13 protein-coding genes are annotated in these 12,929 nt (G+C 41.3%); 10 read left to right on the forward strand and 3 right to left on the reverse strand.

The window, feature by feature from the left end; all coding sequences use genetic code 11:
* Positions 1-60 precede the first annotated feature (60 nt).
* The 4 genes from thiB to TW85_RS00570 are packed head-to-tail and all read left to right on the forward strand — an operon-like array spanning position 61 to position 4,297.
* Entirely contained in the window at positions 61-1,077 is a 1,017-nt protein-coding gene (gene thiB, locus TW85_RS00555) for a thiamine ABC transporter substrate binding subunit (RefSeq protein ID WP_046015133.1), read from the forward strand.
* The gene (gene thiP / locus TW85_RS00560; RefSeq protein WP_238326148.1) at positions 1,053-2,675 is read left to right on the forward strand and encodes a thiamine/thiamine pyrophosphate ABC transporter permease; all 1,623 of its coding nucleotides are present in this window, start codon (positions 1,053-1,055) and stop codon (positions 2,673-2,675) included. Before thiB ends, thiP begins: the two co-directional genes overlap by 25 nt.
* Positions 2,668-3,396: an ATP-binding cassette domain-containing protein gene (locus TW85_RS00565; protein WP_046015134.1), complete on the forward strand. Its 729-nt coding sequence runs from the start codon at positions 2,668-2,670 to the stop codon at positions 3,394-3,396. Before thiP ends, TW85_RS00565 begins: the two co-directional genes overlap by 8 nt.
* A gap of 40 nt (positions 3,397-3,436) precedes the next feature.
* The gene (locus TW85_RS00570; RefSeq protein ID WP_046015135.1) at positions 3,437-4,297 is read left to right on the forward strand and encodes a DMT family transporter; all 861 of its coding nucleotides are present in this window, start codon (positions 3,437-3,439) and stop codon (positions 4,295-4,297) included.
* A gap of 13 nt (positions 4,298-4,310) precedes the next feature.
* Here the strand turns inward: TW85_RS00570 and TW85_RS00575 are convergent, their stop codons facing one another.
* A complete protein-coding gene (locus tag TW85_RS00575; RefSeq protein WP_046015136.1) occupies positions 4,311-5,210 on the reverse strand; it encodes a DMT family transporter in 900 nt (299 codons plus the stop codon).
* Positions 5,211-5,252: 42 nt separating this feature from the next.
* Positions 5,253-5,993: a MipA/OmpV family protein gene (locus tag TW85_RS00580; protein WP_046015137.1), complete on the reverse strand. Its 741-nt coding sequence runs from the start codon at positions 5,991-5,993 to the stop codon at positions 5,253-5,255.
* Positions 5,994-6,268: 275 nt separating this feature from the next.
* Here TW85_RS00580 and rpsF point away from each other — a divergent pair, with 275 nt between their 5' ends.
* From rpsF to TW85_RS00610, 6 genes are all read left to right on the forward strand, one after another.
* Positions 6,269-6,676: a 30S ribosomal protein S6 gene (rpsF, locus tag TW85_RS00585; protein WP_046015138.1), complete on the forward strand. Its 408-nt coding sequence runs from the start codon at positions 6,269-6,271 to the stop codon at positions 6,674-6,676.
* A 22-nt stretch (positions 6,677-6,698) separates the two neighbouring features.
* On the forward strand, positions 6,699-6,929 hold the full coding sequence (rpsR, locus tag TW85_RS00590) for a 30S ribosomal protein S18 (protein ID WP_009835471.1): 231 nt from the start codon (positions 6,699-6,701) through the stop codon (positions 6,927-6,929).
* A 21-nt stretch (positions 6,930-6,950) separates the two neighbouring features.
* Positions 6,951-7,805 carry a hypothetical protein gene (locus TW85_RS00595; RefSeq protein WP_046015139.1) on the forward strand — a complete coding sequence of 285 codons (855 nt, stop codon included), beginning with the start codon at positions 6,951-6,953 and terminating at the stop codon, positions 7,803-7,805.
* A 28-nt stretch (positions 7,806-7,833) separates the two neighbouring features.
* On the forward strand, positions 7,834-8,277 hold the full coding sequence (gene rplI, locus TW85_RS00600) for a 50S ribosomal protein L9 (protein ID WP_046015140.1): 444 nt from the start codon (positions 7,834-7,836) through the stop codon (positions 8,275-8,277).
* A 153-nt stretch (positions 8,278-8,430) separates the two neighbouring features.
* The gene (dnaB, locus tag TW85_RS00605) at positions 8,431-9,807 is read left to right on the forward strand and encodes a replicative DNA helicase (protein WP_046015141.1); all 1,377 of its coding nucleotides are present in this window, start codon (positions 8,431-8,433) and stop codon (positions 9,805-9,807) included.
* Between the two features lie 146 nt (positions 9,808-9,953).
* Positions 9,954-11,516, forward strand: a complete 1,563-nt coding sequence (locus TW85_RS00610) for a PAS domain-containing methyl-accepting chemotaxis protein (protein ID WP_046015251.1) — start codon at positions 9,954-9,956, stop codon at positions 11,514-11,516.
* 98 nt (positions 11,517-11,614) lie between these two features.
* Here the strand turns inward: TW85_RS00610 and bioA are convergent, their stop codons facing one another.
* Positions 11,615-12,928 (reverse strand): adenosylmethionine--8-amino-7-oxononanoate transaminase, encoded by a 1,314-nt coding sequence (gene bioA / locus TW85_RS00615; RefSeq protein WP_202904816.1) that lies wholly within the window; start codon positions 12,926-12,928, stop codon positions 11,615-11,617.
* Between the last annotated feature and the right edge of the window lies 1 nt (position 12,929).

The following is a 12,929-nucleotide window of genomic DNA, read 5'->3' on the forward strand; positions in this document are numbered from 1 at the left end:
AGAGCCTTCAAGCCTCGCCGCTCACAATGCCAGATACGGCTTGTTTTTAGGAGCGACACAATGCGAACACTTTATATTACTTCTATAGCGCTAGCTACCCTAGCCAGTTTGTCTTTATCGGCTACAGTTGTACAGGCTGACGAAGCTAAGACGTTGAATGTTTATACCTATGATTCATTTGCATCAGACTGGGGGCCAGGCCCTAAAATTAAGGCCAATTTTGAAAAAGAATGCGCTTGTACCTTAAATTATGTCACCTTGGACTCTTCTGTTGGAATCTTATCTCGAGTGCAGCTTGAAGGGAGTTCTTCAAAAGCAGATGTGCTTTTAGGTTTAGATTTAAACCTAATGCAAGCGGCAAAAGCTAGCGGGTTAGTGTCGGAGCATAATGTGGATACTAGTAAGGTAACAACACCAGGCGGATGGAGTGATTCTTACTTTGTGCCTTTTGATCAAGGGTATTTCGCTTTTATCTACAATACCGAGACCTTGAAAGAGGTGCCTAAATCATTAAAAGAAGTGGTCGAAAATCAAGATCTATCTGTTATTTATCAAGACCCAAGAACCAGTACGCCAGGCTTAGGTTTAATGTTATGGATGAAGTCTGTTTACGGTGACGATGCTGGAAAAGCTTGGCAAACCCTAGCAAGTCATACCAAGACAGTTACCAAGGGCTGGTACGATGGCTACAGCATGTTCCTAAAAGGTGAAGCGGATCTGGTTTTAAGCTATACCACATCACCAGCCTATCATATGGTGGTAGAGAGTGAGTCTAAATATAAAGCAGTACCTGCATCTGAAGGTTTCTATCCTCAGGTTGAGGTCGCAGCTCAGTTAAAAAATGCACCGAATAAAGCCTTAGCGGATAAGTTTATGCAGTTTATTTTGACTCAAGGTTTCCAAGGTGAAGTTTCAACAGGTAACTGGATGTTTCCTGTGATTGAGCTAGGTGATGCTTTACCGAAAGCTTTTACTGGTCTTGAGCAGCCAGCTAAAGTGCTGACTTTGCCAGCCGAGCAAGTTGCCGCTAAGCGTAAGCAATGGATTAATGAGTGGCTAGATTCAGTTACTCAATGAGATTGGGTTCATTTGGAAGCAAGCTTACTATAAGTTTGCTTCCTGCTATCTTAATCATTGGTTTTTTCTGCGTTATTGGTGTTGCAAGCTTTATTGCTTTACTTGCTTTTCAAGATCTTTCAAATTGGCATCAAACTCTTTCAAGTCGCTATATCTGGCGATTACTTGAATTCTCTATTTGGCAGGCTTTATTAAGTAGTCTATTGAGTCTTGTTATTGCTATCCCTGTAACAAGTGCTCTTATGCATAGGCGTTTTATGGGGCGAGATTTTTTGCTACAACTTTTCTCTATTTCTTTAGTGGTTCCAACCATAGTTGCTATCTTAGGGATAGTTGTGGTTTATGGCCGTAGTGGCTGGATAACATCTGTAACTGACATTGAATTACCCTTGTATGGTTTGTTTGGTATCTTGCTAGCCCATGTCTTTTTTAATATGCCTTTGGCTGTACGTATTCTTATTCAATCCCATAGTTTGATCCCTTCAGGTCAGTGGCGTTTATCTTATCAGCTTGGTTTCTCTCGATGGAACTTATTTAGATGGGTGGAATGGCCCTATTTACGTAAAGCTTTACCCGGTGCTTTTCTACTTATATTTATGCTTTGTTTTACAAGCTTTGCTGTTGTTTTAAGTTTGGGGGGAGGGCCTAAATCTAGCACTCTAGAGGTGGCAATTTATCAAGCGCTTAAATTCGAATTTGATATAGCTAAGGCGAGTGTTTTATCTTTGCTTCAAGTATTTGTTTGTACCTTAATTGCTGTTCTAGTTTATCGGTTTGCTAGTGCTTACCAACAGGATTTTAGTTTAAAGCAATTAGATAGTTTTCCGGTGAAGGATAGCCTTCAAGCTAAATGTTTTGATTGGGGGATTTTAGCCTTGGCCTTGTTGATTCTATTACCTCCTTTTATTGCTATCTTGTCACCTATCTTTACACCGTTGTTTATAGATACGCTCTGGCAGGAAGCTACTTGGCAGGCTGTGTGGGTTTCAATCAAGATAGCTTTTCCAAGTGCTGCTCTTAGCTTGTTATTAGCGGTAGGTTTCGTTTCTTTGGCTAGGGTATCTATGGATAGACCAGGTTGGTCATGGCTTCCAAATAAGCTTGAGTATCTAGGTGGTATGATTTTAATATTGCCCAGTCTGGTGATGGCTACAGGTTTGTTTTTATTATTGCGTAACCTTGGTATAGCTGCATTTGATCAAGCGTACTGGGTGGTCGTTTGGGTTAATGCCGTAATGGCTTTGCCTTTTGTCTTAAGAGTTGTATTACCTACTTTTTATCAGCAAGAAAAGCGTTACCGCAAGCTGTATCAGAGCCTAGGTATAAGAGGCTGGGCGAGGCTTAAGATAGAGTGGCCAATGGTTCGACAATCTGTTGCTCAAGCGACAGCTTATGCTTTGTTGTTAAGTTTAGGGGATATGAGTGTTATTGCTCTGTTTGGCTCCCAAGGGTTGCTTTCTTTACCGCTTTATCTTTTTCAGTTAATAGGTTCCTACCGTATTGAGCAGGGCGCATGTATTGCTGTGATTCTGGTTTTGTTATGTTTTGCTCTTTTTTCAATATCTACCAGATTAATAGGCGGAAAATCTCATGCTTGAGTTCGATGTTCAATATCAGTGGCTTAATCAAAATGGAGAGGGCTTTAACGCAGATTATAAAGCTTGCCTGAATACTGGTGTTACAACTCTACTTGGTAGAAGCGGAGAAGGTAAAAGTACCTTATTACATCTGATTGGTGGCTTTCTTGAAGGGGGCGGAAATATTGACTATCAAGGTCAGAGCTTAGTTGATTTATCGCCTGAGAAAAGGCCAATAACTACGCTTTTTCAGAGTGATAATCTATTTCCGCAGTTAAGTGTTTGGCAAAATGTTGCGATTGGGTTAGCGACTAATTTAAAGCTTAATTTGATTCAAAAAGAAGCTGTAATCTGGGCTCTTGAGCGTACTCAGCTAACGCAAATGCAATCAAAACTACCTGAGGCGCTATCAGGTGGCCAAGCTCAGAGAGTGGCTATTGCAAGGGCGGTTGCTCGCGCTGTTGTGGCTCAAGAGGAAAGAAAAAAATCTATCCTGTTACTGGACGAGCCTTTTAGTGCACTTGACCCAAGCTTGCGTAGCCAAATGTTAGCTTTAGTTGCAGAACTTACTGAGCAATTAGGCTTAACGAGCATAATTGTTTCTCACTTACCTGAAGAGGCTAAATTAGTGGGAGGGCGACTTTTACTGATAGAAAAGGGTGAGGTGGTACTGCATCAAGGAGTAGAGGTGTTGGAGCAACTTGATGAGCAACCTGTGTTAATGCGTTATTTAAATTACTGATATTTTATATGAGCCTTTGATCCTAGTTTGGAGTTAACTTTTGAAACAGAGCCTTTTAGCTAAAGGGGTACTGGCTACCTTGGCTTATGCCTTTATTATGTCTGTTACCAGCTTGGTGGCTAAGTTGGTACAGGAAGAGGTGGCAGTTTCTGTATTGGTTTTCTGGCAAAGTGTAATTTGTGTTCTGCTATTGTTGCCTCAACAAAAAGGATATTGGAAGCGACATCCGATCAATATATGGAAGACACACTTCTTTCGGAGTATTTCAGGCTTTTTAGGTTTTTACTTTTTTTATCTTGCGATAAATCACATTCCTCTAGTCGAAGCTTCTATGCTGAGGGCATGTGCTCCCTTATGTGTTCCTATTGTTGTCTTATTAATTCATAAAATAAGAGTGCCTAGTTCTCGCTGGCTACCTTTGTTGTTGGGCTTTATTGGGGTAGCTTTGATTATAAAGCCGACACCTAATCAGTTTGACCCTTGGCAACTTGTTGGTTTTCTCTCTGCTGTTGGTTTAGCGCTTTCCATGGTAACAACTCGTATGTTGTCTAAAAATGTTAGGCCAAAAGAAACCATGACAATATACTTCTTGATTTCGGCTTGTCTATCTTTGCTTTTGTCTCTGTATGATGGTGTAAGTTTAACTTTGCCGCTTCATCTCATTCCGCATGTCATGATAGTTGGCCTAACCTTGTATTTTGCTATGTATCTTTACACTCTGGCTTATGGGTTTGCACCTGCCAGTATAGTGTCGCCAGTAAGCTATATTGGAGTGGTGTTTAGCGGTTTATGGGGAATGTTAATTTGGGGGCATGTGCCTGATCTGTTTGCTATTTCAGGCATGTTGTTGATTTTTTCGAGCGTCCTTTTGACGACTTATTTATCAAGTCGTCAAGTTTAGTGTTTGTTCATTACTATGTTTGAGATTTTGCTCTGCGAAGGTTTTGAACACTAAGTCCGAGAAGAATACAAACTAACCCTATTATTGTTGAGCTTTGAATGGTTTCGCCCGCAAATTGTGACAACCAGAAAATAGAAAGGATGGGAGACAGGAAAATAAAGTTGGCAATACGACTGGCTTTATCTGTCAGTTTAAGCGCTTGGTTCCAAAGGACAAAAGTAATCCCCATTTCAAACAAGCCTATATAAAAAGCGCCTAAAACCCCTTCTATTGGCCAGTTTGTGAGGTTTCCGTTTGCCCAGCAATAAATGAAAATCATAGGAATGGCGAAGGCAAAGTTTAGCGTAAGCCCGATTAAACTAGGTCGAGTATCCTTGGTGTTAAATAGCCAGTACAGAGCCCAGATAATGGTGCTCAGTAAGGCTAGTAAAACGCCAGTTAAGTTACCAAAGTTTAAGCTTAAAGGGTGTCCTTGAGTCGCAATAACAAGAACGCCAAAATAGCAGCAAAGAGCAGCAACTATGTCGTTTGACGTTAGCCTTTGTTTCATTAAGGGGACGGCCAGAAGGCTAAGCATGATTGCCCAAGTGTAATTAATTGCTTGAGCTTCTTGTGCTGGCAGTAAATCATAAGCGGCCAGTAAGATTAGATAGTAAATAAATGGATTAATCGCGCCAAAAAAAAGTGAGCTTTTGTAGCTTTTTTTAGCTTCATGAATTAAAAGATGAGCTTGTTTTTTGATTAGAACCAATGTCAGTAAAAAAATGAACGAGGTGATGCTCGCAATTAAAAGAAGTTGAGCTGGTTCTAAATGTTTTAAAGAAATGCTAAAGGCCGTTGCAACGGTTGACCAAAAGAAGACAGAAATAAGGCCGTATATTACGGCCTTTTGGTTGTTATTTTGTACAGACATAAGTTCAAAACGTTGAGTTGGCTAAATGGTTGTAAAAATCAGTTAAAAACGAGCAAAAGCACCTAAACTGATTGCGTTACTAGTGTCATCTTCGACGATAGGGCTGTCGGCAATGTCATTGTAGCGGTTGTGCGCTAGTTTAAGGTTTAAGAAGGCTGTTTTTGTCATTGGAAAGTTCATCGCTAGAGAAAAGCTAACTTTTTGAGTGCTGCCTGAATTATATGCAGCGATATTTCCGCCTGTTCTATCAGATTCTGCTTGGCTTACGCCATAGATATGGTTGCTGAGCTTTTTGTCTAAGTAACGGTATGAAATAGCGGGAGAAACACCAATTTCATTTACTTTTAATCTTAGTTTTGCTGTGACTTCCCCAAAAAAACCATCATGTTCACCTAATACATCTTGCCCTGCTTTAAATGTGACTGGGCCAATTCTGTATGCGGCAACTGTCATAAGAGTTAAGTCTCTATCATCTAGTTTTTGTACATCGGCATTGTCTGAGTCATCAGGGTCATAATTTTCATTCTCAAGGCTTAAGCCAAAACTAATGTTTTGGAATGATTGTAAAGGGAGAAGTCGATACCCCAGTTCTATCCCTTGAAAATAAACATGCTCTCCTTGATACACAACTAATGGCCAAACTTGTGTTTCTTCATCAGTATCAAGGTGAACTGATGAACTAGTCGTTGCAATTGCGCCAAGAGTCCAAGGGGGAATTGTCTGTGCCATAGCTGAAGATGACGCAACTAGACTGATTAAGGCAAGCTTGGGTAGATATCTCATGAAAAGATCCTTTTCTTCAGTATGTTTAGGCTGTTTTAAAAATTTTGAGCATAGTCCCAGAAAATCGCTCATTAATATAGGCTTAAATTGTCAAAAAATAAGCAATCTTTCAATCAAATCTCACAGATTTCATAATAAGCAGACATTACCCAAGATTCTGGCTAGGTTTTTTAAGATCTGTGTTATATAATGCGCCACCCCGTAAATCATACACTCCTTGTCTCACAGCTTTTAACGGGGGAGCTTCGGAGACTAAGAACCCATAAGGAGCTTCAATGCGTCATTATGAAATCGTCTTTCTGGTTCATCCAGATCAAAGCGAACAAGTTCCAGCGATGGTTGAGCGTTACACTAACCTAATCACTGAAGATGGTGGTCAAGTACACCGTCTAGAAGATTGGGGTCGCCGCCAATTAGCTTACCCAATTAACAAAATTCACAAAGCTCACTATGTTCTTATGAACATCGAAGCTTCTGAAGCTGTTATGTCTGAATTAAACGACACTTTCCGCTACAACGATGCAATCATCCGTAACTTGGTGATCCGTCGTAAAGGTGCGGTAACTGAAGTTTCTCCAATTAAAGCTGCTGAAAGCCGTGAAGACCGTCGTGCACCACGCGAAGAGCGTCAAGAACGTACAGAAGCTGTTGAAACACCTGCTGAAGAAAAATCTGCAGAGTAATTTATTAATTTAGGAGATCCTCATGGCTCGTTTTTTCCGTCGTCGTAAGTTCTGCCGTTTTACAGCAGAAGGTACCGTTGAGATCGATTACAAAGATCTAGACACACTTAAAGGTTATGTTACTGAAACTGGTAAAATTGTACCTAGCCGTATTACTGGCACTAAGGCACGTTACCAGCGTCAGCTAGCGACCGCTATCAAACGCGCTCGCTACATCGCACTATTGCCATACACTGATAGCCACTTCAACTAAGAATGTGGTTTTAAGTACCTAATGAGTAAATTAGCGCAATGGGTAATGAATCGCCGAATGAATGCCATTATTGGCGTCGCGGCGTTTAGTGCCATTCCTTTACTTGTTTTTATAGCCGGTGCAATTCAAGGCTTGGTGGTACTTAGGAAAGGTGTTGCAGAAGGCATATCTGTATTTGCGTGGGGAGGTCTAACAGCCTTATTGCTGTGGGTCTTTCAAGGTGATGCGACGACCATTTTAATATTGGTTCAAGCTGCCTTATTTAGTTATGTGTTAAGAACTACCGTGTCCTGGGGAGCTTTGTTTGTAATAGCAGTGGTAATTGCTGTTGTTAACGTTTTTGCGCTCCCTTTGCTCATGTCTGGTGTGCTCGATCTTCTTCTTGAGATGATGAAAGAGTTGTTTTCCCAGATGAAGGTGACAGGTGTAAGTGATGAGAGCTTGTATCAAGAACTTGTCGTTTCTATGTCTGTGGCACAAATGTGTATATCAATTGCGGCTGTTTTCCTTGCTAGGAGTTGGCAGTCAAAGTTATATAACCCAGGTGGTTTGGCAAAAGAATTTTTGCAGTTAAGGTTGGCTTTGCCAATAACATTAACATTTGCAGTGATGGTTCTTTTAGGCGAAAGCTTGGGTGAATCATTTCAGTTTCTTGCTCACATAGTTATTCCTATTTTTGTCCTTGTAGGGCTAGCGTTAGTACATGGTGTGTTTGCGAAAAAGAATATTGGGAAAGTTGGGCTGATTGCTTTTTACCTAGTAGGATTGTTTATATTAAACGCTTATATCGTCAATATACTGATTGTATTGGTTATTGTTGATAGTTTTGTTGATATTCGCAGTCGTATTTCTGGTGCAGCGCCCACTTCTGACTAAAGCTAATGATTATTTAGAGGTGATCGAGATGAATGTGATTCTACTCGACAAAGTAACTAAGCTAGGTGGTATCGGTGACCAAGTTGTCGTAAAACCAGGCTATGCTCGTAACTTTTTGATTCCGAACAAAAAAGCTGTAATGGCAACGAAAGCTAACATTGCAACTTTTGAAGAGCGTCGTGCTGAGCTAGAAGCTCAAGCTGCAGAACGTACTGCTGCTGCACAAGCACGTGCTGAACAATTGAATGGTAAAACTTTCACAATCGAAGCAAATGCTGGTGATGAAGGTAAACTATTCGGTTCTATCGGTACTCGCGATATCGCTGACGTGATCTCTGCTACTGCAGAAGTATCTAAGTCAGAAGTACGTCTACCAGAAGGCGCTATTCGCCACACTGGTTCTTTTGAAGTTGACGTTCAACTACACTCTGAAGTAGTTGCAACTGTTACTTTGGAAGTTGTTGCTCAGTAATCGTTGAGATTCTGAATAACAGACTGCAAAATAGGGCAGCTGGCGTTTCGTCAGTTGCCCTTTTTTATGGCGTTTTTATGTGAAGAGCAATTTACTTTTAATATAAGGTGAGTTGTTTTGTGATTAAGCTGATTATTACTTAATGGTGTAGATTTGGAAAATTCAGATGTGAGTGCAATAAAGTTGCCGCCTTATTCGGTTGAGGCTGAGCGTTCTGTTGTGGGTGGCTTAATGCTTGATCCAAATGCATGGGATAAAGTATCTGAATTGGTTGTATCTGATGACTTTTATCGTCCAGAGCACAAACAAATTTTTGCCGTTATCGCAAAGCTTGCTGATGAATCTGAGCCTATTGATGTTGTTACCATAGGCGAAAAGCTAGATAAGCGTGGTGAGCTTGAAGATGTCGGTGGGATGACTTATCTCATCGAGATGGCTGAGGCGACACCTAGTTCGGCTAACATTGCAAGCTACGCGGATATTGTACGTGAGCGATCTGTCTTACGTCGTTTGATAACCACAACAAATGAAATTTCTACTCGAGCCTTTCATCCTGAAGGTTTAACTGCTGCAGAAGTGTTAGATGAAGCTGAGCGTAAAATCTTCCAAATTGCTGAGGGTGGTGATAAGAAAGGTGGGCCGCGAATTGCGTCAGATATCTTAAGTGCAACTGTTGATAAAATTGATGAGCTTTATCATCAAGAGGGTGAAATTACGGGGCTAAGTACAGGTTTCACTGACTTGGATGCAATGACATCTGGGTTACAAAAGTCTGACTTGGTTATCGTAGCGGGTCGTCCTTCTATGGGTAAAACAACTTTTGCCATGAACTTGGTTGAAAATGCCGCCATGATTACAGATATGCCTGTGGTGGTGTTTAGTCTTGAGATGCCTTCTGAGCAACTTATGATGCGTATGCTTTCTTCGCTTGGACGAATAGACCAAACGCGCATGCGTTCTGGTCAGCTTCTACAAGAAGACTGGGATAAGCTGATGTCTGCCGTCAAAATGTTAAAAGACAGAAAGTTATTTATTGATGATACCGCCGGCATTAGTCCGACGGAGATGCGTTCTCGGGTTAGGCGAATCGCACGTGAACATGGTGATGGCAAGGTGGCCCTGATCATGATCGATTACCTTCAATTGATGCAGATTCCTGGCTATAGCGAAGGGCGTACCAATGAAATCTCTGAAATTTCTCGTTCCTTAAAAGCCATTGCGAAAGAAATGGAGTGCCCTGTGATAGCGCTTTCTCAGCTTAACCGAAGCTTGGAGAATAGACCAAATAAGCGCCCAGTTAACTCGGACTTGCGTGAATCTGGGGCGATCGAGCAGGATGCGGACATTATTTCATTTGTATATCGTGATGAGGTTTATAACGAAGACACGCCTTATAAAGGGGTTGCTGAAATCATTATTGGTAAACAACGTAACGGTCCGATTGGTACATGTCGTTTGTCATTTGTTGGTAAATTCACCCGTTTCGAAGATCTATCTCCCGATGCATATCAAGATTTTGATGATGAATAAGGAAAAAGATTGGCAATATACGTTTTTTTTAGTAAAGCGATATTGATTTATCTAGCTTAGTTAATGGTTTAGAATTATTTTAATGTGAAGAGAATAACGCCCTTTTAAATATGGGTGATCATAATAAAATAATATCGAGAAAACTTATGCGTAAGATGTCAGCAACAAACAAAGAAACGGCTTTCCCTGCTGATTATGTGCTTGTTTCTAGTACAGATATTAAGGGAAAAATCACCTTCGTAAATGACGAATTCTGTGAAATAGCAGGTTACTCTAGAGAAGAGTTGATGGATCAGCCACATAACTTGATTCGTCATCCTGATGTGCCTCCGGCTGTTTTTGCCGATATGTGGGCTAATCTAAAGAAAGGAAACTGCTGGCTTGGTATTGTTAAGAACCGTTCAAAAAACGGTGACCATTATTGGGTGAGTGCTCATGTAAGCCCTTTGATTGATAATGGTAGTGTTATTGGTTATGAATCTGTGCGTCGTAAAGCGACAGCAGCAGAAGCCCTGCATGCTCAAGGTCTTTACGACAGAGTAAATAAAGGGAAATCTATTGTTCCTAACTCTGTTAAATTAGCCTCTTTTTTCCAATCAAGTTTTATTCCTTCAATTTTATCTTTGCTTGTCCTCATTTTGATCAGTCTTGGGACTGGTGTTGTTTGGGCGCAGGTAGCTGGTGTGATTGCTGGTGCAATTGGTTTATTTGCAGTACTTCAACAGCGCACAGGTTTGGATGAAAGTTTAAAGGCAATTCCGGTAGAGTCCCATAATGTGGTTGGGCAGTATTTATATTGTAAAAGGATTGGTGCGAAAGCGGCTTTAAGTTTTGCTCAGCTACACCAGGAAGCTGCGAGAAATACCTTCCGTCATAGATTGTTGGAAAGTTCGAAAAACCTTACTGTGCGTGCTAGTACAGTTAAAAATGGTGTGTCAGTGAACCTTAAAGGGTTTGCTCTGCAAAATAGTAAATTCGATGCGGTTGCTGCTGGTGGCGCACAAATGCTATCCAGTATTCAAGAGGTAGCACAAAATGTTAATGCAGCTGCTGAAGCAACAGAGTCAGTATGTGCAGAAACACGAAGTAGTCAGACATTGGCAGAAGAGACTGGTAGTACAATACGTCAGGTTTATAGTGAAATTAATGACGCTAAAAAAGTAGTCGATGTTTTGGCGAAAGAGAGTGATACCATTAATGAGGTGGTGAACTCTATCAGTGATATTGCAGAACAAACCAACTTACTTGCTTTGAATGCTGCAATTGAAGCGGCACGTGCAGGTGAAGCGGGTCGTGGTTTTGCTGTCGTCGCTGATGAGGTGCGAGCTTTGGCAACTCGAACTCAGCAAGCGACTCAGAATATCAATCAAATGACTGAAGAGCTTAAGCGAAATACAGAAGCTGTGTTAAAGACAATTGATCAAGGGACAGAGGTTGCTAAGCAAGGTGTTGATCGTATTGAGCGAGTGGCCTTGAATATGACATCAATTGAAGAAGCTATTATGAAAATAGTTGATATGACTTCTCAAATTAATGTAGCTGCTCATCAGCAGGAGCAAGTGGCAGAAAGCCTGAATCTACAAATGGGTGAAGTAACTGAATTAAACAGTAAGAGTATCGGACGAGCTGAAAATTCGGTTGCTGCTATTACAGCTATCGAAGAAGAAGTTTATGAGCAAGTGAATCTAGCAGAGCGTTTTAAAGGCTAATTTCAACCTGTCATAAGATTGATAAAAAAGCCCTGAGCTAATTTTTGGCTCAGGGCTTTTTTGATTAAATGAATTACTCAAAAATTATTGAGAGGGAATTATTTATTGAGTTTTGCTAGTACATTGAAGATTGCTGATCCTAGTTTGTCTAGATCTGTTTTTTGGGCAACAAAAGGAGGCATTAGGTAAACGAGTTTTCCAAAAGGTCTTACCCAAACCCCTTCGTCAACCAACATAGGTTGGATGATTTTTTGATTGACGGCTTCTTTTAGTTCAACCACGCCAATGGCGCCAAGGCAACGAACGTCAGCGACATTATCAAGCTCTCTGCAAGCTTCTAGGGCAGAATGTAAGTTGCTTTCTACATTGCCAATTAAGACTTCAAGGTCGTACTCCATCAGAAGCTCAAGGCTTGCATTGGCTGCACTGCATGCAAGGGCGTTACCCATAAAGGTTGGGCCGTGCATGAAAACACCATCATTATCACTTATGCCAAGAGCAACCTTGTCGTTGGTTAGAGTGGCTGCCAGCGAGCAGTTACCACCCGTTAGTGCTTTGCCGACACACATGATATCTGGGCTAACATTGGCGTGGTCGCAAGCGAACATCTTACCTGTGCGACCAAAGCCAGTTGCTATTTCATCCAGAATAAAAAGAATCTCAAACTCTTCACAAAGGGCTTGTATTTCGGTGAGGTATGCAGGGTTGTAAAAACGCATTCCTCCTGCGTTTTGTACAACGGGTTCAAGAATGAAACCTGCAATTTTTTCACCTGATTCTTTAAAGAGAGTGCGTATCTCATTTAGGTAAGTAGGGTCAACTTCTTTCTCTAAACCTGCAGGTGGTGGGCTCACGAAGTATTGTGGTGTGAGGGCTTGATTAAATAGGCCATGCATACCATTGACGGGATCACACACAGACATGGCGGCAAAAGTGTCTCCATGGTAGCCGCTTCTTGGGGTAGCGAATTTTTGTTTATTCGGTTTGCCTTGAGTGTGCCAATACTGAATTGCCATTTTCAAAGCAACTTCGACAGAGACTGAACCTGAGTCGCTAAAGAATACCCGCTCCAGTCCTTCTGGGCTTAGATGTATTAATTTTTGACCAAGCTCGATGGCGGGTTGATGAGTTAAGCCGCCAAACATGACATGAGAGAAGTTGTCGATTTGAGTTTTCATTGCTTGGCTTATTCTAGGGTGGTTATAACCGTGAATAACACTCCACCATGATGCCGTGCCGTCAATTAAGTGTCGACCATCTGCTAGTTGAATTTGCATGCCTTGGGCTTTTTCAACTAGGTAATGGGCAATGGGTGTGCTCATAGAGGTGTAGGGGTGCCATAGCAGCTGTTTATCAAGTTCGACTAGCTCTGAGTGCTGATCTTTGTTTGTTGTTTGGATGGGAGCTGTCATT

The sequence above is a fragment of the Marinomonas sp. S3726 genome (assembly GCF_000967665.1).
In the GTDB taxonomy this organism is placed as follows: Bacteria; Pseudomonadota; Gammaproteobacteria; order Pseudomonadales; family Marinomonadaceae; genus Marinomonas.

Excerpts from the sequence above, each read along its gene's own strand:
- TW85_RS00610 (WP_046015251.1), top strand. The coding sequence starts at position 9,954 with ATGCGTAAGATGTCAGCAACAAACAAAGAAACGGCTTTCCCTGCTGAT.
- rpsR (WP_009835471.1), top strand. The coding sequence starts at position 6,699 with ATGGCTCGTTTTTTCCGTCGTCGTAAGTTCTGCCGTTTTACAGCAGAA.
- TW85_RS00595 (WP_046015139.1), top strand. The coding sequence starts at position 6,951 with ATGAGTAAATTAGCGCAATGGGTAATGAATCGCCGAATGAATGCCATT.
- TW85_RS00565 (WP_046015134.1), top strand. The coding sequence starts at position 2,668 with ATGCTTGAGTTCGATGTTCAATATCAGTGGCTTAATCAAAATGGAGAG.
- bioA (WP_202904816.1), bottom strand. The coding sequence starts at position 12,928 with ATGACAGCTCCCATCCAAACAACAAACAAAGATCAGCACTCAGAGCTA.
- rpsF (WP_046015138.1), top strand. The coding sequence starts at position 6,269 with ATGCGTCATTATGAAATCGTCTTTCTGGTTCATCCAGATCAAAGCGAA.
- rplI (WP_046015140.1), top strand. The coding sequence starts at position 7,834 with ATGAATGTGATTCTACTCGACAAAGTAACTAAGCTAGGTGGTATCGGT.
- TW85_RS00575 (WP_046015136.1), bottom strand. The coding sequence starts at position 5,210 with ATGTCTGTACAAAATAACAACCAAAAGGCCGTAATATACGGCCTTATT.
- thiB (WP_046015133.1), top strand. The coding sequence starts at position 61 with ATGCGAACACTTTATATTACTTCTATAGCGCTAGCTACCCTAGCCAGT.
- TW85_RS00580 (WP_046015137.1), bottom strand. The coding sequence starts at position 5,993 with ATGAGATATCTACCCAAGCTTGCCTTAATCAGTCTAGTTGCGTCATCT.